Here is a 20427-nt window from a genome sequence, read left to right on the forward strand (position 1 = left end):
GTACGGTGACGACGGGGTGCGGACCGCAGGGTCCGCACCCCGTCCGCGCGCCAGCCCTCACGCCACGCCCGCTCTCCGGCCGGACGGCCCCGGCGGCGGTCACGTCCCTCGGCGCGTCCGGGCGATCCGCGTGTCGAAGTGGGCGATCAGGATGAGCAGACCGGCGATGATCGCGGTTCCGGCGAGCATCGGCAGGCCCCGGCTCGCGACGGCGGCACCGGCGATCGCGATCAGCCCGAGCAGCCGGTGCCAGGAGAGATGGCGGTGGACCGCCGCCGCGAGCAGGACCCAGCCGGCCAGGAAGAGCACCGGCCCGGTGGCCGCCGCCGCTATGCGGGCCGGGTCACGGGACAACGGCTCGGCGATCATCAGCTGGGCGCCGGCGGCGGTCCCGACGACGCCGGCGACCATGACCAGATGCAGGTATCCGGCCAGCAGCGCCAACCGGCTGCCGGGCGGGCCCAGCTCCTCGATGGCGGCGCCGAGCCGCGACGCGCCCGGGATGAGGTACAGCCGGCAGATGCTCACGGCGTTGACGAACGTCAGGAAGAACGCCAGCGTGCGGTACAGGTCGAAGCCGTCGTCGCTGTAGGTGACGCCGGCCGTCAGGATGAGCTCGCCCAGGGCGATGATGAAGATCTGTTGGTAGCGCTCCGAGATGTGCTCTCCGACGACCTGCAGGCTCTCCCAGCTGCTCCGACCGAGCCCCGGCGTCGGCCAGCGGAGCCGCGCCAGGGAATAGTCCATGACCAGGGCACCCGCCCACAGCACTTCCCTGGCCGGCTCGACGAACGCGCCGACCAGCCAGAGGATGCCGGAGAGCGCGAACCAGACCGCCACCCGCAGCGTCCGCACCTGCGACGGGTGACCACGCAGGGCGGGCAGCAGCAGGCACGCCCGCCCCAGATGGATGGACACGTAGGCGCCGGCGAAGACCAGCGCGTGCTCACCGAACGCGGTGGGCGCGGCGGAGGCCATGAGCAGACCGCCGAACATCACCCACAGCAGCAGCACGACGATGAGATTCGACTGCGGATCGAACCAGTCCGTCGACCACGCGGTCACGAACCACACCCACCAGATGGCCGCCAATATCAGCGTGGCGCGGAACGCGCCGCCGACGGTGAGGTCGAACTCGACCACCCGGGAGACCCGGGTCAGCGCGAAGATGAAGGCCAGGTCGAAGAAGAGTTCCAGGAACGACGCCCGCCGCGAGCCCTCCCGCCGCCGCAACAGGCGTCCCGCCAGCCCTCCCGCCATTTCCCCCCATCTCGGACATCACATCTGGTCGCGCACATGTCGTATCACTGCCGGGCCTCCATCCGGGCACGAACGCCGAGGCCACCGCCGCGTCGCGCGGCAACCTGTCACACCGGACCGGCATGGTGGTGACCAACCGCGGACGTCGGGTCCGCCGCTCGGAAGGACGCGCCATGGCCTACGGCTACTTCGCCTCGATGAGGACCAGGCCCGGCCGGCGGGCCGAGGTCGTCGCCATCCTGCTCGAGGGCGTCGACGGCCTACGCGCCGCGGGATGCAGCCTCTACGCCGTGGGCGCGTCGGAGACCGATCCCGACCTGATCCTGGTCAGCGAGATCTGGGAGTCCAAGGGCCACCACGACCGGTCGCTCCACCTGCCCGAGACGAAGGCGGCCATCGCCCGGGCGATGCCCCTGCTGACCGGGGAGTTCACCAACCAGGAGATGACGGTGCTGGGCGGCCTCGGCGTCTAGGGCGTGCGTCGAAGTCCTCAGCCGGGCTGCGGCGAGCCCAGACGACGCACGCCCTGGGCGGGCGCCGGAGCCCGGCGCACGCCGACCGGCCTACCCGACGTCGAGCCGGGCCCGCAGCGCCCGGACGCCCCAGTCGAGCACCGGCGTCAGGCTCTCCGTCCCCGGCCAGCCGTTGACCACCGAGAGCAGCCGCAGATACCGCTCGCGGCGCGGATCGGCGGCCGCCTCGAGCCGGGCCAGCAGCCGCGACGGCAGCTCCTCGTCGTCGGGGCGGCCGCAGACCCGCGCGTACCGCACCAGCACCGTCGCGACCACGGCGTCGGCCTCGGTGGAGACCGGATCGACGCCGGCCGCCAGCGCGGGCCCGACCTCGCTCCGCACCACGGCGACGGCGTCGGGGCGTACGCCGAGGTCGCCGTTCCGGGCCCGGTCGGCGGCGTGCTGCTCGGCCACCCGCCGCATCCGGGCCCGAAAGTCCGGGTCCTGGGACAGTTCGGCGAGTTCGATCCACGCCTCGACCTGCTCGCCTTCGGGGTCGTCGGGCAACTCCGGCGTCATCGAGCGCCTGATCCCGTCGTACGCCGGGTCGGCGTCCACCCCCCCGAACGTGGTGTCGAGGAACTCGCCGATCAGGCGCCGGCGCTCGTTCTCGGAGAGCATGGCCAGCTTGTGCATCAGATTCATCTCCTCAGGGGTGGGTCCGCGCCGCGCGACGGCCGTCAGCACCGCACGCCGCAGCCGCAGGGTGCGGATCTGCACGGCGAGCGCCTCGGCGTGCGCCGCGGCGACCTCGGGCAGCCTGGCCCCCCGGTGCAGGACCCGCCGGACGGTGGGCAGGTCCAGACCGAGGTCACGCAGCGTCCGCACCAGGTCCAGCCGGGCGACGGCCTCGATCCCGTACCGGCGGTGGCCGGCCGGGGTGCGACCGCTCGGCGGCAGGATCCCCTGGTCGGAGTAGAAGCGGATCGCCTTGACCGTCAGGCCGGTCCGCCGGGCCAGGTCGCCGATCGAGTAGCGCGTGTCGCCGTCCATGCCGTCACCCTCGCCTCTCCCCCTACGGGAGATTCAACCCTCCGCCCGACCGAGACCCACGGTCGGGAGTGTCATGATCCACACCGTGATGATCACCACGATGATCTACGCCATGACGGCCTGCCGCCGCTGCGACGCGGCGTAGATTCGGTGGCACCGTGATCGGCTCATCGGGACGCCGGACCGGAGACGGGAGAGTGGCATGGCGGGGACAGGGCAGGCGCCGTTGCGGGTCGGTCTGCTGGGCTACGGCCTGGCCGGTCGGGTCTTCCACGCGCCGCTGATCGCCGCGACGCCCGGCCTGCGCCTGCACGCGGTGGTGACCCGCGACCCGGAGCGGCGGCAGCAGGTCCGGCAGGACCACCCGGACGCGCGGCTGGTCGACGACGCGGACCTGCTGTGGCGGACGCCCGAGTCACTCGACCTCGTCGTCGTGGCGACGCCCAACCGGCTGCACGTGCCGATGGCCCGGGCGGCGGTGGCCGCCGGTCTGGCCGTGGTGATCGACAAGCCGCTCGCCCCCACCGCGGCCGAAGGTCGGGAGCTGGTGGACGAGGCGGCCCGTCGGGGTGTGCCGCTGACGACGTTCCAGAACCGTCGCTGGGACGGCGACTTCCTGACCGTCCGCCGCCTGATCGACGAGGGCACGCTGGGACGGGTGACCCGGTTCGAGTCCCGCTTCGAGCGGTGGCGGCCGACGATCAAGCCGGGGTGGCGGGAGCGCGGCACGCCGGAGGAGGCCGGCGGCGGCCTCTTCGACCTGGGCGCCCACCTCATCGACCAGGCGGTGCAGCTACTCGGCCCGGTACGCAGCCTCTACGCCGAGGTGGACCGCCGTCGGCCGGGCGCGGAGGTGGACGACGACGCGTTCGTCGCGCTGACCCACACCGGCGGCGCCCGCTCCCACCTCTGGATGAGCGCGGTCACCCCGCAGCTCGGGCCCCGCCTGCGCGTCCTCGGCGACCGCGCCGGATACACGACGTACGGGTTGGACCCGCAGGAGGCGGCGCTGCGCGACGGCGGCCGACCGGGAGCCCCGGGCTGGGGCGAGGTCCCACCCGAGCAGTACGGCCGGCTCGGCACCGACGACGACCTGCGCCCGGTCCGCACCGAGCCCGGCCGCTACCAGAGCTTCTACGAGCAGGTCGCGGCCGCGCTGCGCGGCGACGGCCCGATGCCGGTCGACCCCCGCGACGCGGCCGACACGGTCGCGCTCATCGAACTGGCGCACCGCTCCGCCGTGGAGGGCGCGGTGCTTCCCGTGCCGCCGACCCCGGCGCGCTGACCCCGGTCGTGCCCGGCCCCGGGTTACCGTGCCGGGTACGTGGCGACGAGCCGGAGGGGGCCCGGTGACGATCGGGGCGCAGCCCGCACGACCGGCGGTCGGCCGCCCGGTGCCGCAAGCCGGTCACCACCACCTCGCGACCGCCGACCGGTGGCAGCCGCCGCTGGACTACTACGTGGTCGTCGGGCCGGGCCCGGGCCGGCGGACGGTCGAGGCGATCGTGGTCGAGGATTTCGTCCGCGCCGCCGACGGGACGACGGTGGGCCTGCGCAGCGCGGGATGGACGCCCTCGGAGGCCCGCTGGTGGAGTTCCGCGGCCTACAGCCGGGCGATGCGGAGCGATCCTGAGCTGCGCGGTCGGTTGGTCCCGGTCGACCGGGACGGCGCCGATGCCGTCCATCGCCGGATCGGCGGCGGACCGTTGCCGGGCGAGCCGATGCTGCGTACGCGCTTCCACGACGACCAGGCCTTCCCGACCACGACGCCGCTGCTGTTCGGTTCCGCCGCCGCCCCCGACGGATGCCGGGAGCGGCGGGTCTACCGGGTGCTGTTCGCCGGGGACCTGCCCGCGGAGCGGTTGGCGGGGCTGACCGCCCGCTGGCAACCGGCCGGGGGGCAGCACGCCGCCGACGGGTCGCCCACCGCTCGTCGGCGCGTCGGCGCGGACCGCTACGAGTGGACGGTGCGCCGGGTCGGCCGGGGGCTCGCCTGGTCGCTCGACCTGACGGCACTGCTGGCGACCGACGCCGACCACTCGGTCGGGCCGCTCCTGCACGAGCTGACCTCGGTCGTACGGCTGTGCGGGCTCGTGCCCGTGACGACCGAACGGTTCGCCTGACCGGCGTTCGGCGGCTCAGGAGGTGAAGGAATACGGGCCGAGGCGGCCCCAGAGGATCACCGCGGACAGCACGAGGAGCACGATGTTGGCCACGAGCCCCGGGTACTCCTTGCGGCGGGCGTGGATGACGACCGCGCCGATCATGATCAACACCAGGCCGAGCGCGGCGAGCGGCACCAGCACGGGTGCGATGTCGAGCACGGCCGGCAGGATCAGCCCGACGGCGGCGAGCACCTCCAGCGCGCCGATGAGCTTCACGGTGCCCGCGCTCCACGTCTCCGCCCACCCCAACCCGGAGGCGACCAGCTTCTCCTTCGGCCGCGTCACCTTCATCAGACCGACGCCGAGGAAGACGACGGCCAGCAGGGCCGCGACGATCCACAAGACGATGTTCATGGGGGCTCCCACCCTGTTGTCACTTCAAGCGTGAAGCGCAACGTACGCCGCGATCACTTCAAGCTGCAAGTGATCAGCGGCGTGGGTCACTTCAGCCGTGAAGTTATGCTGGGCGGATGGAGACGCCGCAGGAACCGCGCTGGCTGGACGCCGAGGAGAGGGAGACCTGGCTGTCCCTGCTCAGCGTCCTGATCCGGATGCCCGCCGCGCTCGACGCCCAGTTGCAGCGCGACGCCGGCATCAGCCACTTCGAGTACCAGGTCCTGGCCGGGCTGTCCGAGTCTTCGGGCCGCACGCTGCGGATGAGTGAGCTGGCGGTGCTGGCCGAGGGGTCGCTCTCCCGGCTGTCACAGGTGGTCGGCCGGCTGGAACGGCGCGGCTGGGTACGGCGTACCCCCGACCCGACCGACGGCCGCTACACGCTCGCGGTCCTCACCGACGAGGGCTGGGCGAAGGTGGTCGAGACCGCCCCCGGGCACGTGGCGGCGGTCCGCCACCTCGTCTTCGACCCGCTGACCAAGGCCCAGCAGCGCCAGCTCCGCGAGATCGGCAACCGGGTGATGCGGGCCGTCGACCCCGACGGCCAGTGCCCCGGCGGCCGCACCGCCCACTGGGCCCCTCCGTCCGCGCGGAAGGCGTGACGCCGATCGTCGATTCAGCGCGCTACGGCGCGCACGACCGGTTCCTGCCGGAGGCGCGGCGCGCCCGGACCCCGGCGGACGCCCGAAGGGCGATCGGCTCAGACCGTGTCCTCCTCGGTCAGCGCGGGTCCGGCGGCGGCCGGTAGCAGGTGGCGCACCTCCGGCTCACCCTCGGCGAGGCCGCGGGCGCGCTCCTCCGCCTCCCGGTCGGCGCCCGTCAGCCGGCCGCCGTGCTGGCGCAGGTGCTCGTCCCAGGAGGGCACCAGGTAGACCTCGACGAAGCGGTCCGGCACCTCCCCCTCCCGGAACAGCCCCCAGCGCATCGCGCCGGTACGCTGCCGCGACCCGCGCACCAGGTCCATCGCGTCCAGGAACGCCCTCTCCCGTTCCCGCCGGACGGCGTAGGTGACCACCACCAGCACCGGCCCCACCCGCGGATCCGGCTCGTGCGCCAGTTGCAGCCGGGGCCAGTAGGTCGCCGGGTCCTTGTTCACACCGCGCAGGTCGGGCAGCGGCCAGATCTGCGAGGTCACCGAGCCGACCAGCATCAACCCGCCCGCCACGACCAGCGCGTCGACAAGCCCGGCGACGTCGGCCAACACACCCCAGGCGAACGCGCCCACCGCCTGGCCGCCCGCGAAGACCACCTGGTAGACGGCGAGGCCCCGGGCGCGTACCCAGCCGGGCAGGAAGAGCTGCATCTCCGCGTTGACGTTGGCGAGGACGATCACCCAGGACAGGCCGGCCGGCAGCAGGGCGCCGAGCACGACCGGAACGGCCCGGACCGTCGCCACGACGATCAGCGCCGCGCCGAACAGCACGCCGGCCACCAGCAGGAACTGGTTCGCGGTGAGCCGGGTACGCACCCACGGCAGCAGTACGCCGCCCAGGATCGCGCCGATGCCGAGGGCGGCCAGCAACAGGCCGTACCCGCTGGAGCCGAGGCCGAGCCGCCGGTGGGCGACCAGCGGCAGCAGCGCCCACAGGGCGCTGCCCGGCACGAGGAACACCAGCGCCCGCCGGAGCAGCCGGCGGACGATCGGGGAGTGCCGGACGTAGCGGCCGCCGGCCCGCAGCGCGGCGGTGAACCGTTCCGGCACCTCGACCGCCCGGGCGCGCGCCGGCCGCCACCGCCACAGCGTGAGCGCGAAGACCAGGAAGGCCAGGGCGTTGAGCCCGAAGACCGGGGCCGGCCCGGACCGCGAGATCAGCACGCCGGCCACGGCCGGCCCGACGGCCCGCGCCACGTTGACGCTGATCGAGCCCAGCGCGGACGCCGCCCGCAGCTGGTCCTTCGGGACCAGCTCGGGAATCACCGCCGCCCAGGCCGGCAGGGTGAGCGCCTGCCCCACGCCGAAGGCGAAGGTGAGCGTCAGCAGCAGCGCCGGCGGCATCCGGCCGGCGGCGGTGAGCAGGGTCAGGCCGACCGCCACCACGACCAGGAAAAGCTGCACCGAGACCAGCAGGTGCCGACGGTCGAACGTGTCGGCCAGGGCGCCGGCCGGCAACGCCAGCAGCAGCACGGGCAGCAGGCTGGCGGTCTGGACCAGGGCGACCAGGGTCGACGCGTTCGGCTCGTTGATCAGCAGCCACTGGGCGCCGACCGTCTGCATCCAGGTCCCGATGTTGGCGGCGAGCAGGGCCAGCCACAGGTTCCGGTACACCGCGGTCCGCAGCGGCGACCACGCCGAGACCGGACGCTCGGCGATGTCACCGCCGGCGGTCACCACCGCCCGTCCGCGCGCAGCACGCGCTCGCCGGACACGTACAGGTCGTCGGGGGCGAGCCGGACCAGCCGGACGACCTCGGTGGCGACCTGTTCGGGCAGCGCGTACACCTCGTCGAGGAAGTCGTCGCCGACCCGCTCCTGAAGCCGCGTCGGCATCGGCCCGGGATGCAGCTGCATCACCTTGACCCGGTTGCTGTGCTGCGCCTCGGCCAGCGACTCGACCAGGCTGCTCCCGTAGCTCTTGGTGGCCCGGTAGACGGGGATGCCCGGGCGCGGCTTCGTCACCGCCATCGCCCCGACGTACACCACGTTGCCGAACCCCTGCCGGTGCATGTGGTCGAGCGCTTCCTTGAACACATACGTCGTGCCCAGCGCGTTGACCTCGACGGCCCGCCGGATGCGTTCCGAGGAGAGGTCGGCCAGGTCGCCGCCGATCCACATCGAGGCGCAGGCCGCCACCCCGTCGATCGTGCCGTACCGGTCCACCACCCGGGCGAAGGCGTCCCGCACCTGCTCGTAGGAGGACGTGTCGCAGACCGTGCCGTCGCAGCCCACCTCGTCGGCCGTGGCGGCGACCTCGTCCGGCACGTCGCCCAGCACGACGACGCGGTCCTCGTCGACGAGCAGCCGGGCGACCGCCAGGCCGAGCCCGCTGGTCCCACCGACCACCACGAACGTCCTGGCTCCCATGCCCCTCCAGCCGTCACCCACCGGAACGCTGGTGGCTTCCCGCTCCGGCCGCCTCCACACCCCGCCGTCGGCCCTGGTCAACCGCCCGAGCTGGCCTGCGGGCGGCCGGCCCGGGTACGGCCCGGAGGCGACGGAGCGGGACAGGGTGGTCAGCCGGGGCGGAACCGGCCGAAGGCGTGGCGGATCATCCCGTTCGCCTCCTCCTGCTCGATCCCGGTGGACACGATCAGGTCGCTCGCCGCCGTACGGACCTGAGCGACCACCACCGCGCCGGAGAACCCCACCCCCTCCCGGTACGCGCGGCCCGCCGCCGCCACCGCCCGGAGCGCCTGCTCCCGCGCCTCGTCCGGCTCGTCCGCGGTGGTGAACTCGCGGCGGAGCACCCGCACCGCGCCGGCCAGCGCGGCGACCGCCTCCGGCATGGCGTCGGGTACCGGCTCGCCGTCCTCGATGAGGGTCACCGTCCGGCGGATCAGGGTGCCGCTGTTGCGCATCGCCCGGTCGACCGGCTCCACCGCGCGCGCGTACCGGCCCACCGGGCCGCCCTCCCGGCTCTCCCAGCGGACCAGCGACAGCGTGCTCGCCTCCTTCGCGGCCTGCGCCGCCTCGGTGAACGCCCCCATCTCCTGCTTGTTGTCGCGCAGCCGGTCGAGGGCCGCCTGCGCCGCCGGGGCGTCCCGCCGTCGAAGGGCCTCCGCGGTGACGTCCAACTGCTCGATGAGCAGGTTCAGCGCCGGCGTGGCCGCCCGGTTGACCACCCGCAGCGGGTTCAGCGGCAGCAACACCGCGGTGACCACCAGCGACACCGCGCCCCCGATGAGCGCGGCGATGAACCGGGGAACCTCCAGGTTCGCCACGGTGGGGCTGAGCGTGCCGACGAGCACGGCGGTCGCCGCCGCCTGGACCATCACGGCCGGGCTGCCACCGAGCAGCACGGCCACCACGATCGACAGCACCACGATCAGGCCGAGCTGCCACGGCCCGGTCCCGACCAGGTAGATCAGCAGGTCGCCGATCAGCACGCCGACCGACACCCCGATGACCAACTCGATGGTGCGACGCAGCCGCTGACCCACCGACGCGGCCAGGGCGATCACCGCGGAGACGGGCGCGAACACCGGCTTCGGGATGTGCAGCAGGTCGCCCGCGACCCACCAGGACAGCGCGGCGGCCAGCCCGGCCTGCACGGCCAGGATGCCGCCGGCGCGCACCCGGCGCAGCCGGTCCCGCAGTGCGCTGGTCGAGAGGAGGCGGCGCAGTCGCGCCAGGACGGGCTCCATGGCGGCACGAGCCGGCCCGTCGCCTCTTTCCCGCCCTCCGGCCTCGACCACGGCCGCGCCTACCCGGTGACGTGCGGATGAATCATCACGCCACCGGCGGCCCTACTCGTCGTCCGGCTCTCCGGGATGACGCCACTGGCCGGGAGCCCGCTCGCCGCGCTCGGAGTCCAGCGGATCGTCGTTGGCCTCCGTCGTCTGCTCGAAGCTGGGCCGACGCACGTCCTCGGGGGCCGGAACGTCGACCGGGCGGGCACCGGACTGCGGGCTCGGCTGGTGCGTCGTGACCTCGTCCGTACCGCGCGCGCCGGTGGCGCTGGGCGACTCCGGGCGGTGGCGTTCGCGGTGCATCTCGTCGGCGATCCGCTGCGGCGGCCGGGCGGCGCGCTGCGGCAGGTCCCGGCCGAGGTCGGCGACGAACTCGCCGTACTTGGCGTCGAACGCCGGCCGCTCGGAGCGGATCCGGGGCATGCGGTCGAAGTTGCGCAGCGGAGGCGGGCAGGTGGTCGCCCACTCCAGCGAGTTGCCGAACCCCCAGGGATCGTCCACCGTCACCATCGCCCCGTACCGCCAGGACTTCCAGACGTTGTAGATGAAGAAGAGGGTGGACGCGCCGAGCACGAACGAGCCGATGCTGGAGACGGTGTTCAGGATGGTGAACCCGTCGGAGGGCAGGTAGTCGGCGTACCGCCGGGGCATCCCCTCGTTGCCCAACCAGTGCTGGATCAGGAATGTGGTGTGGAAACCGAGGAACATGGTCCAGAAGTGCACCTTCCCCAGGCGCTCGTCGAGCAGTCGGCCGGTCATCTTCGGGAACCAGAAGTACACACCGCCGAAGGCGGCGAAGACGATCGTGCCGAAGAGCACGTAGTGGAAGTGCGCGATCACGAAGTACGAGTCGGTGACGTGGAAGTCGACCGGCGGGCTGGCCAACAGCACGCCGGTGAGCCCGCCGAGCAGGAACGTGACCAGGAAGCCGATCGCGAACAGCATCGGCGTCTCGAAGGTGAGCTGCCCCTTCCACATGGTGCCGATCCAGTTGAAGAACTTCACCCCGGTCGGCACCGCGATGAGGTAGCTCAGGATGCTGAAGAACGGCAGCAGCACCTGCCCGGTGCCGAACATGTGGTGCGCCCACACGGTCATCGACAACACGGTGATCGCGATGGTGGCGAACACGATCCCGGAGTAGCCGAAGATCGGCTTGCGCGCGAACACCGGGATGATCTCGCTGATGATGCCGAAGAACGGCAGGGCGACGATGTACACCTCAGGGTGGCCGAAGAACCAGAACAGGTGCTGCCACAGCATGGGCCCGCCGGTCGCCGCGTCGTACACGTGCGCGTTGAGCAGCCGGTCCGCGCCCAGGGCGAGCAGGGCGGCGGCGAGCAGCGGGAAGACCAGGATCACCAGCACGCTGGTGAGCAGGAGGTTCCAGGTGAAGAGCGGCATCCGGAACATGGTCATGCCGGGCGCGCGCAGCGTCAGGATCGTGGTGATCATGTTGACCGCGCCGAGGATGGTGCCCAGACCGGAGATGACCAGCCCGACGACCCACATGTTCGCGCCGACGCCCGGTGAGTTGTCGGCGTCGCTCAGCGGGGAGTACGCGAACCAGCCGAAGTCCGCCGCGCCGCCCGGGGTCAGGAAGCCGGCCATGACGATCGACCCGCCGAACAGGTAGAGCCAGTACGCGAACGCGTTGAGCCGCGGGAACGCGACGTCCGGGGCGCCGATCTGCAACGGGACGATGTAGTTGCCGAACGCGAACACCAGCGGCGTCGCGAACAGCAACAGCATGATCGTGCCGTGCATGGTGAAGAGCTGGTTGTACTGCTCGGGCGAGAGGAACTGCAGACCGGGGCGGGCCAGCTCGGCCCGGAGGAGCAGGGCCATCACCCCACCGACCAGGAAGAAGATGAAGGACGTCGTCAGGTAGAGCAGACCGATCAGCTTGGCGTCGGTGGTGCCGAGCAGCTTGAGCAGGCTGTTGCCGGGGATCGCCTCGCGGAACGGGCCGGGATACCCGCCGAACTCCGCCGGGGCAAGGATCGCCGGCTGACGGTCCTGGGCCGACACCGTACTCGCCCGCTTCGGCATGATCTTCTCCGAGAACGTCGTCTTCGCGAACAATCCCTCCGACCTTGACACACGGAACCTCACAAGGAGTGCGAGTCGGGCAAAAGGCCCCCACCGCCCACGCCAGCGACGGCACGCGGGCGGTCGGGGACGCCTGAGCGACAATCGACGCCGTGCGGTACGGCATCCTGGGCGCGACCGAGGTGTACCCCGCCGACGGTCGCCGCCTCGCCGTCGGCGGGCCGCGGCTGCGCGCCCTGCTGGCGCTGCTGCTGCTCGACGCCGGGCGGGTCGTGCCGCGGGAACGCCTCGTCGACGGCCTGTACGGGGCCGACCCGCCGGCCGGAGTGGCGAACGCGTTGCAGTCGCAGGTGTCCCGACTGCGCCAGGTGCTCTCGACCGGACCGGTCGACCCGGTCGAGTTCCACCCAGCGGGCTACCGGCTCGCGGTGGATCCGGAGGACGTCGACGCGCACCGGTTCACCCGACTGGCCGACGGCGGACGGTCCGCCCTCACGGCCGGCGATCCGCGCCGGGCGGCCGGCCTGCTGCGGGAGGCGCTCGACCTGTGGCGCGGGGAACCACTGGCGGACGTGGCCGACGCGCCGTTCGCCCCGCCGCAGGCGGCCCGACTGCGGGACCGCCGGTTGGCCGCGATCGAGGACCGGATCGAGGCGGAGCTGGCCCTGGCGGCGGCGGAGCCGGAAGCGGTGCGCACCGGTCGGCTGGTGACGGAGCTGCGGGAGCTGGTGACCACCGACCCCCTGCGGGAGCGCCTGCACGGACACCTGATGCGGGCGCTGCACGCGGACGGCCGTCGGGCGGAGGCGCTCGCCGCGTTCGCGGACCTTCGCCGCCTGCTCGCCGAGGAGCTGGGCACGGACCCGTCCCCCGACCTGGTCGCGTTGCACGCGACCCTGCTGCGCGACGAGGTCGATCCCCCCGCCGACGCGGCCGCGCCCCAGCTGCCTCCACTCCCCGGTCAGCTGACCAGCTTCGTGGGCCGGGAGGACGAGCTGCGCCGGGTCGGCGGGCTGCTGGGCGAGGCCCGGCTGGTCACGCTGCACGGGCCGGGCGGCGCCGGGAAGACCCGGCTGGCCCTGGCGGCCGCCGAGCGGCACGGCGGCGACGTCTGCCTGGTCGAGCTGGCCGCGCTGCCCGCCGGGGCGGAGGTCGCCCCGGCGGTGCTGGCCGCACTCGATCTGCGCGACGCGGCGCTGCGCCTGCCCGGCGGCCCGCGGGACGTCACCGACCGGCTGGTCGCGGCCCTCGCCGACCGGCGACTGCTGCTCCTGCTCGACAACTGCGAGCACGTGGTCGACGACGCCGCCCGGGTCACCGCGCGGCTGCTCGGCGCCGCTCCGGCGGTCCGCGTCCTGGCCACCAGCCGGGAACCTCTCGGCGTGACCGGTGAGACGCTCTGCCCGGTGGGCGGCCTACCGGCACCCGTCGAGGACGTCCCGCCCGAACTGGCGCGGGAGTACTCCGCCGTCCGGCTCTTCGCCGACCGCGCCGCGGACGTGGCGCCGGGGTTCGACGTCGACGCCGGCACCGTCGCGGCGGTGCTGCGGATCTGTCGTACGCTCGACGGCCTGCCGCTCGCCCTCGAGCTGGCCGCGGCGCGGTTGCGGGCGTTGCCGGTCACCGAGGTGGCCGCGCGCCTCGACGACCGGTTCCGGCTGCTCAACCGGGGCAGCCGGGTCGCCGAGCCCCGACACCAGACCCTGCGCGCGGTGGTGCGGTGGAGCTGGGACCTGCTGGACGAGCCGGAACGGCGGCTGGCACGCCGGCTCAGCGTCTTCGCCGGAAGCGCGGACCTGACCGCCGTCGAGCGGATCTGCGCGCCGCTCGACGCGGACGTGCTCGACGTGTTGACCAGCCTGGTGGAGAAGTCGCTGGTGGACGCGGCCGACGGGCGTTTCCGGATGCTGGAGACCGTGCGCGTGTTCGCCGCGGAACAGCTCGCCGAGGCGGGCGAGGCCGAGCAACTCCGCCGGGCGCACGCCGCGTACTTCCTCGACCTGGCCCGGGCGGGCGACGCCGGGCTGCGCGGCGCGACGCAGCTGGACTGGCTGCGACGGCTGGACGCCGACCGCGACGACCTGCTCGCCGCACTGCGCCGGGCGGTGCTGGGCGACGACACCGACACCGGGCTGCGGCTGGTCGCCGCCCTGTCGTTCTACTGGTGGCTGCGTGGCCTGCGCGGCGAGGGGGCGGCGCTGGCCGGCCGGCTCGTCGACCGGCTCGGCGGGCCACCGCCCGGCCTCACCGAGGAGTACGCGCTCTGCCTGCTGGTCGCCGCGGTGAGCGGCTTCGGCGGGGCGAGCCCGCCGCACGTCGGCCCGGCCAGCGAAATCCTCTGGGGTCTGGGCCGACCACCTCGGCACCCGTTCCTGCTCTATCTCTCCGGGACGGCCGTCGGCCCCCCGCCACCGGAGCGGATATCGGTGCTGCACTCCGCCGAGGGCCGGGACGAGCTGCTCGGCGCCGACCCGTGGAGCCGGGCGCTGGGGTCGCTCGGCACGGCGATGGTGTGGCTGATCGACGGCCGGTACGACCAGGCCCGCGTGGAGCTGACGGCGGCCCTCCACGGTTTCCGAACCATCGGCGAGCGGTGGGGGATGATCCTCGTCCTGAGCACGCTCGCCGAGACGGCCTACCGGGTCGGCGACCCGGTGGCGGCCGCCGCGCCGATGGCGGAGGCCCTGCGGTTGGCCGACGAGCTCGGCTCGGCGCTCGACCTGGCCGAGTTGCTGCGTACCCGGGCGGACGGCCGGATCGGCGTGGGTGACCTCGACGGGGCCGCCGCCGACTATCGGCGCGTGGTGACGGTCGCGCAGCCGGCGGGGGCGCCGGAGCTGGTCGCCGCGGCGCACTACGGGCTCGGTGAGATCGCCCGCCGACGTGGCGACCTCGACCTGGCGCGGCGGCTCTGCGAACAGGCCGTGGCGGAGTGTCCGGCCGGCTGGTTCGGGGCCGAGGTGGTCCGCCTCGCGGCGCTGGTCTCCCTCGGGCAGATCGCCGACGCGGTCGGCGACGCGCCGACGGCGCGCGTCCGCTACCGGGAGGTGCTCGGCGCGACCATCGGAGTCTGGGACGTGCCAACCGTGAGCGCGGCGGTGGAGGGCCTGATCGGACCGACGCTGCGGCGCGGCGAGGGCGAGCGGGCCGCGCTGCTGCTCGGCGCGGTGTCGGCGCTGCTGAGCGGTACCGGCGCCGGTGACGCGGCCGAGGGCACGCCGGTGGCGGCGGCGGCCCGGGCCGCCGTCGGCGACGTGACCTTCGAACGGGCCTTCGCCCGCGGCGCCGGTCTCGGCCGGGAGCAGGCGGTGGCGCTGCTGGACGCCGGCTGACGGCGGTACGACCGGCCGTCAGCGCACGGTGCGTGGCCGGTCAGCGCGGGCGGCCACGCTGCCGGCATGAGAGACGAGACATCGGCCGTCGTGGCCGAGGGACTTCGCAAGACGTACGGCCGGACCACGGCGCTCGCCGGGTTCGACCTGACCGTGCCCGCCGGCACCGTCTGCGGGCTGCTCGGCCCCAACGGCGCGGGCAAGACCACGGCGGTACGGATCCTGGCCACCCTGCTGCGCTTCGACGCCGGTCACGCCCGCGTGGCCGGGTACGACGTGGCGCGCCGACCGGACCAGGTCCGCGCCCTGATCGGGCTCACCGGACAGTACGCCGCGGTCGACGAGACCCTGAGCGGGCGGCAGAACCTGGTGCTGTTCGGCCGGCTCCGGCACCTGCCGGCCCGGACGGCCCGGCGACGGGCCGACGAGCTGCTCGACCAGTTCGGACTCACCGGGATGGCGGACCGCTCGGCCGGGGGGTACTCGGGCGGGCTGCGCCGGCGGCTCGACCTCGCCGCCAGCCTGATCACCACGCCGCGGGTGCTGTTCCTCGACGAGCCGACCACGGGCCTGGACCCGCGCAGCCGCAACGGCCTCTGGGACGCTGTCCGGTCGCTCGTCGCCGAGGGCACCACCGTGCTGCTCACCACCCAGTACCTGGAGGAGGCGGACCAGCTCGCCGACCGGATCTCGGTGGTGGACGCCGGCCGGGTGGTGGCCGAGGGCACCTCCGCGGAGCTGAAGGGGCGGATCGGCGCGGACCGGATCGAACTGGTGGTCCGGCACGCGGCGGAGCTGCCGGTCGCGGCGGGCATCGTCGAGCGGATCACCGGCGCGACGGTGACCGTGGACCCGGAGATCCGTCAGCTCGGCGCGCCGGTCGTCGACCGGATCGCCGCGCTGGCCGACGTCATGCGGGCACTCCAGGACTCGGCGGTCGCCGTCGACGACGTCGTGCTGCGCCGGCCCACGCTGGACGAGGCGTTCCTGCGGCTCACCGGCCACTCCACCGGCGAGGGCCGGACGGAGGTGGCGGCATGACCACCGCACTCGACACGCGTAGCGGACCGGTCGGGGCCGCCACCGAACCGTCGTCCGCCGGTCCGCTGGCCCGGGTCGGTTGGGCCGTGGCCGACGGCTGGGTGATGACCGGGCGGAACATGCGGCACGTCATCCGGTCGCCCGAGGAGATCGTCCTCTACTTCAGCCTGCCGATCATGTTCGTGCTGGTCTTCGGCTACGTCTTCGGCAGCGGCATGGCGGTACCCGGCGACGGCAGCTATCGGGAGTTCCTGCTGCCCGGCGTGTTCGTGATGACCATGCTCTACGGTCTCGGCGCCACCGCTTCGCAGGTCTCCCTCGACGCCAGCCGCGGCGTGGTCGACCGGTTCCGCTCGCTGCCGATGGCCCGCTCCGCCCTGCTGACCGGGCGGGCCGGCGCCGACCTCGTCCGAGCCGTGCTGGAGCTGACCACCCTGGTGGTCTGCGGGCTGCTCGTCGGCTGGCAGTGGCGCAACGGGCTGGGCGACGCCCTGGCGGCGGTGGGTCTGATCCTGCTGCTGCGGCTGGCGTTCACCTGGGTGGGCATCCTGCTGGGTCTGGTGGTGCCGAACCCGGACACGGTCGGGGTGATCGTGTTTCCGCTGGCCTTCCCGCTCACCGCGCTCTCCAACGTCTTCGTCGCCCCGGACCTGCTACCCGACTGGCTCGGCGCGGTCGCCGCGTGGAACCCGCTGTCGGCCACCGTGGCGGCGGCCCGCGAACTGTTCGGCAATCCGGGCATCGGCGGCGAGTCGTGGGCCGCGCAGCACCCGTTGCCGCTGGCGGTCGGCTGGCCGTTGCTCATCATCGCGCTGGCCGCGCCGCTGGCGATTCGCCGCTACCGGCGGCTCAGCCGCTGAGCAGCCGGCCTCTCCCCCGTGCGGGCCGGCCGGCCCGGGCGCCCGACCCGGGCCGGCCGGCACGCACCTGACGGGCCATCGGGGCCCACGAACGCCGCGCACGAGACCACCGGCGGCACGCGGACCGACCCAGCAGGACCCCGCGAGCGGCACAACGACCGTCAACGGTGGCGGCGCCGCCGGGCCCTGCCTTCACGAGGGTGATGACTCACCGGCATATTTATGCCTCTGAGTCATCACGCTCGTGCGCGCATACCGTCTCCTTGCTCTGCCCGCGGGCAGCAGCGGCGGCCCCGCCGGCCAGCACCTGCCCACCGGGGCTCGCCCGGGGGCGAGCTGCTACCCGGCGGTCGCGGGCGGGGCCGTGGCGAAGAGGACGTCGAGGTGGGTGTCCAACGCGGCCAGTGCCTGCTCGGCGCCGTACTGGCCGCCGAGCAGGTAGATGCCGAGCCCCTCCATCAGCGCGAGCAGGCCGGCCGCGCGCTCGTCCGGGTGCGGCCCCGGGAGCAGGCTGGCCACGAAGGCGACCAGTTGCCGGGTGTCCTCGGTCAGGCCGACGGCGGCTTCGGGCCGGACCGCCGCGTAGGCGAGGAACGCCAGGGCGACGCGTCCGTCCGCACGGGACTCCTCGGTCAGCGGCAGCAGCGCGGCGATCAGCGTACGCAGCAGCAGCCGTGGCGGCGGGTCCGCGCCGAGCCGGGCGACCGCCTCGGTGACCCGGGCCTGGTTGCGTTCTCGGACGACGGCCATGGCGAAGGCCATCATCTCGTCCTTGGTGCGGAAGTAGTGCTGGACCATGCCCGCGGAGACGCCGGCCTCGGCCGCCACGTGACGCAGGCTGACCGCCTCCACGCCCTGCCGCGCGGCCACTCGCATCAACGCGTCGGCGATGAGCGTGCGCCGCTCGTGGCGGTCGACCTTCTTGGGCATGGCCCCCATGCTGTCACGAGGTGTTTCGGCGGTTGGTCGTCGCCGGGCGCCGGCGACCGGCGTCTCGCAGGTCAGGCCACCGTCACCGTGCCGGCCGCGGCGTCGACGGTGACGATGTCACCGGTGCGGATCGCCCGGGTGGCGTCGGGGACGGAGATGACGGCCGGGATGCCGTACTCCCGGGCCACCGTCGGGCCGTGCGCCATGACGGCGCCGGTCTCGGTGACCAGCCCGGCGGCGGTGAGGAACAGCGGCGTCCAGCCGGGATCCGTGGTGGGCGCGACCAGGATCTCGCCGGGCTCCAGCCGTGCGGTGGCCGGGTCGCGGACGACGCGCGCCGGACCGGTCGCCACGCCGGCCGCGGCGCCGACGCCACGGAGGACCCCGGCCGCCCCGGACGACCTGGGTAGGACCGCCTCCAGATCGGTGCCGTCGGACAGGACGGCCACCGGGACCGTGCGCCGGCGCAGCTCCCGCTGGTGCACCGCCTGGCGTGCGGTGACGGTCGGCCGGTGGTCGACGCCCTCCCCGACGGCGGCCGCCACCTCCTCGAGGGTCAGGAACATGACGTCGTCCGGCCGGGCCAGCAGGCCGGCGTCGGTCAGTTCGGCGCCGATGAGCAGCAGTTGCCGGCGCATCTCGCGCAGCCGGTAGAGGCCGCCGAACTTGCCGGCCTCACGCAGGCCGGCCAGCGCCCGTGCCCGGCGCAGCAGGAATCCGGCGATCCGGCCACGGACGGGCCGGCGGCGGCGGGCCCGGGCGACAAGGTCCCCGAGGGCGGTCTCGGCGGTGGCCGCGGCACGGGCGAAGCGCCGGTCGGGGGCCTGCTCGGGGTCGGTGACCCGCAGGTAGTTGGCGATCATCGCGAAGACCGGCTCCGGATCCTCGGCCCAACGGGGCACCCCGAGGTCGACCTCGGCGACGGCCCGGTGGCCGTACCGGTCGAGGAACGCGGCGAGCCCGACGTCCGGCAGCGTCCCGCGCCGGTACCGGTCGGCGAGGTCCTGTGGCGGCGTGGTCAGCAGCAGCTCGCGGTGGGCCCCGGCCTGGTCGGCGAGCCGCCACAGCGCCAGGTCCATCTCGATGGTGACGTTGTGCGGCATCCCGCCGAGCACCGTGTCGATCTCGTCGCGGCTGGCCACACCCTTGAGCAGATGGCCCGGCAGCGTCGCCGCCAACATGCCGGCGACGATCGGCCAGACGAGGTCGTCGGGGCTCGCCGACGTGTCCTGCGCCTGGACGAACCGCAGCCGGTCGGCGGCGGTGTCGAGTGCGGCCGGCGCGGCCGAGTCGAGCTCCAGCCGCCGGATCTCCGCGAACAGGCGGGCGCGGGCGGCCTCCGGCCGGGCCAGCGCCCGGGTGACCCCGGTCAGCGCCCGCACGGCCGTCCGGGCGCTCGGTCCGCCGCCCTTGCGGTCGCCTCGGCGGCCGGGTCGCGGCGCGAAGCGGGGGTCGGCGAGCACGTGCTCCACCACTGCCTGGGCGCGCGGACCGAAGTCGACCGCCATCAGCTTGACCAGGCGCTTGCGCGCGGAGCGGTCGCGCACCGGCTCGGTCAGGTCGCCGTACAGCCGACCGCCGATGTCGGTGATCTCGACGCGAAGCCCGATGCTGGCCAGCATCGCCGCGATCAGCGACTTCAGGGTGGACATGCCCATCGGGGTGACCGGCCGCAGCATGCCCTGCACGTGACCGAACTCCACGTAGACGCGCGGCTCGGGATCGTCGGTGGGCGGCGGGAGGGGGAAGAGGGTGGTGATCGGCCGCGACTGCAGGAGCCAGAGCACTCCGTCGTGGTCGTACGCCCACTCGACGTCCTGCGGCCCGCCCCGGTGGTGCTGGAGCCGCTCGCCCGCCCGCCGCAGCTCGTCGAGTTGGGCGGCGGTCAGCGGGCCCCGGCCCACTGGTGGGGTGCCGTCGAGGACGTACCGGGTGACGTCGCCGGTGCCGTCCACCACGGCCGTGCCCAGGCCGACGGCGGCCTCCACCACCATCTCGGTCCGGCGGCCGGTGACCGGGTTGGCGGTGAACAGCACCCCGGCCACCGCGGGCTCGACCATGCGCTGCACCACCACGGCCATCCGCACCCTGCGGTGGTCGATCTCGTGGGCGTCGCGGTAGGCGATCGCGCGGTCGGTGTGCAACGAGTGCCAGCACTTCTCGATCGCCGACAGCAGGTCCGCCTCCCCGCTCACGTTCAGGAACGTGTCCTGCATGCCGGCGAAGCTCGCGTCGGGCAGGTCCTCGGCGGTCGCGCTGGACCGGACCGCCACGGGTCCGCCGCCGAGTCGCCGGTACGCCGCCGCGATCTCCGCCTCGGGCAGCACGCCCGACTGGTGCGCGGCCGTGGTGACGCAGAAGCCGTCGGGCACCCGCTCGCCGAGTCGGACCAACTCCCCCAGCCCGGCCGCCTTGCCGCCGACCAGGTCGTTCATCCCGCCGGCCAGCTCGGACAACGTGATCACACGCATGGCGAACCCCTCTTTGCAATACAGTTGCATTGCAAACAACCGTACGCGTTTCGCGATGCAAGTGCAATGTCA

At 73.9% G+C, this 20427-nt stretch carries 16 protein-coding genes; 7 read left to right on the top strand and 9 right to left on the bottom strand.

Going from position 1 to position 20427, the window contains the following annotated elements:
* Positions 1-99: 99 nt before the first annotated feature.
* On the bottom strand, positions 100-1260 hold the full coding sequence (locus tag O7603_RS11695) for a low temperature requirement protein A (RefSeq protein ID WP_281575731.1): 1161 nt from the start codon (positions 1258-1260) through the stop codon (positions 100-102).
* A 173-nt stretch (positions 1261-1433) separates the two neighbouring features.
* On the opposite strand from O7603_RS11695, the gene O7603_RS11700 reads away from it, so the two are divergent.
* Positions 1434-1733, top strand: coding sequence for a putative quinol monooxygenase (locus O7603_RS11700; protein WP_281575732.1), 300 nt, complete (start codon positions 1434-1436; stop codon positions 1731-1733).
* 90 nt (positions 1734-1823) lie between these two features.
* Here the strand turns inward: O7603_RS11700 and O7603_RS11705 are convergent, their stop codons facing one another.
* Positions 1824-2765, bottom strand: coding sequence for a MerR family transcriptional regulator (locus O7603_RS11705; RefSeq protein ID WP_281575733.1), 942 nt, complete (start codon positions 2763-2765; stop codon positions 1824-1826).
* Positions 2766-2967: 202 nt separating this feature from the next.
* Between O7603_RS11705 and O7603_RS11710 the strand changes: the two genes are divergently transcribed.
* Both O7603_RS11710 and O7603_RS11715 read left to right on the top strand, forming a co-directional pair.
* Entirely contained in the window at positions 2968-4050 is a 1083-nt protein-coding gene (locus O7603_RS11710) for a Gfo/Idh/MocA family oxidoreductase (protein ID WP_281575734.1), read from the top strand.
* Between the two features lie 64 nt (positions 4051-4114).
* Positions 4115-4888 (top strand): hypothetical protein, encoded by a 774-nt coding sequence (locus tag O7603_RS11715; RefSeq protein ID WP_281575735.1) that lies wholly within the window; start codon positions 4115-4117, stop codon positions 4886-4888.
* Positions 4889-4903: 15 nt separating this feature from the next.
* On the opposite strand, the gene O7603_RS11720 is transcribed toward O7603_RS11715, so the two are convergent.
* The gene (locus tag O7603_RS11720) at positions 4904-5284 is read right to left on the bottom strand and encodes a DoxX family protein (RefSeq protein ID WP_281575736.1); all 381 of its coding nucleotides are present in this window, start codon (positions 5282-5284) and stop codon (positions 4904-4906) included.
* A 116-nt stretch (positions 5285-5400) separates the two neighbouring features.
* Here O7603_RS11720 and O7603_RS11725 point away from each other — a divergent pair, with 116 nt between their 5' ends.
* Positions 5401-5925, top strand: a complete 525-nt coding sequence (locus O7603_RS11725; protein WP_281575737.1) for a MarR family transcriptional regulator — start codon at positions 5401-5403, stop codon at positions 5923-5925.
* 98 nt (positions 5926-6023) lie between these two features.
* On the opposite strand, the gene O7603_RS11730 is transcribed toward O7603_RS11725, so the two are convergent.
* The 4 genes from O7603_RS11730 to ctaD form a co-directional block, all read right to left on the bottom strand.
* Positions 6024-7652, bottom strand: a complete 1629-nt coding sequence (locus tag O7603_RS11730; RefSeq protein WP_281575738.1) for an MFS transporter — start codon at positions 7650-7652, stop codon at positions 6024-6026.
* Positions 7649-8344: an SDR family NAD(P)-dependent oxidoreductase gene (locus O7603_RS11735; RefSeq protein ID WP_281575739.1), complete on the bottom strand. Its 696-nt coding sequence runs from the start codon at positions 8342-8344 to the stop codon at positions 7649-7651. The genes O7603_RS11730 and O7603_RS11735 overlap by 4 nt, the downstream gene beginning before the upstream one ends.
* A 149-nt stretch (positions 8345-8493) precedes the next feature.
* Positions 8494-9624, bottom strand: coding sequence for an FUSC family protein (locus O7603_RS11740; protein WP_281575740.1), 1131 nt, complete (start codon positions 9622-9624; stop codon positions 8494-8496).
* Positions 9625-9726: 102 nt separating this feature from the next.
* On the bottom strand, positions 9727-11721 hold the full coding sequence (ctaD, locus tag O7603_RS11745) for a cytochrome c oxidase subunit I (RefSeq protein WP_281576671.1): 1995 nt from the start codon (positions 11719-11721) through the stop codon (positions 9727-9729).
* Positions 11722-11873: 152 nt separating this feature from the next.
* Here ctaD and O7603_RS11750 point away from each other — a divergent pair, with 152 nt between their 5' ends.
* The 3 genes from O7603_RS11750 to O7603_RS11760 all read left to right on the top strand — a co-directional run bounded on the left by O7603_RS11750 (position 11874) and on the right by O7603_RS11760 (position 16954).
* The gene (locus tag O7603_RS11750) at positions 11874-15053 is read left to right on the top strand and encodes a BTAD domain-containing putative transcriptional regulator (protein ID WP_281575741.1); all 3180 of its coding nucleotides are present in this window, start codon (positions 11874-11876) and stop codon (positions 15051-15053) included.
* Positions 15054-15119: 66 nt separating this feature from the next.
* On the top strand, positions 15120-16094 hold the full coding sequence (locus tag O7603_RS11755) for an ATP-binding cassette domain-containing protein (protein ID WP_281575742.1): 975 nt from the start codon (positions 15120-15122) through the stop codon (positions 16092-16094).
* Positions 16091-16954: an ABC transporter permease gene (locus O7603_RS11760; RefSeq protein WP_281575743.1), complete on the top strand. Its 864-nt coding sequence runs from the start codon at positions 16091-16093 to the stop codon at positions 16952-16954. Before O7603_RS11755 ends, O7603_RS11760 begins: the two co-directional genes overlap by 4 nt.
* 339 nt (positions 16955-17293) lie before the next feature.
* On the opposite strand, the gene O7603_RS11765 is transcribed toward O7603_RS11760, so the two are convergent.
* Positions 17294-17884 carry a TetR family transcriptional regulator C-terminal domain-containing protein gene (locus tag O7603_RS11765; protein ID WP_281575744.1) on the bottom strand — a complete coding sequence of 197 codons (591 nt, stop codon included), beginning with the start codon at positions 17882-17884 and terminating at the stop codon, positions 17294-17296.
* A 71-nt stretch (positions 17885-17955) separates the two neighbouring features.
* Entirely contained in the window at positions 17956-20355 is a 2400-nt protein-coding gene (locus O7603_RS11770; RefSeq protein ID WP_281575745.1) for a PEP/pyruvate-binding domain-containing protein, read from the bottom strand.
* Between the last annotated feature and the right edge of the window lie 72 nt (positions 20356-20427).

Source organism: Micromonospora sp. WMMD812 (assembly GCF_027497215.1).
Taxonomy (GTDB): domain Bacteria; phylum Actinomycetota; class Actinomycetes; order Mycobacteriales; family Micromonosporaceae; genus Micromonospora.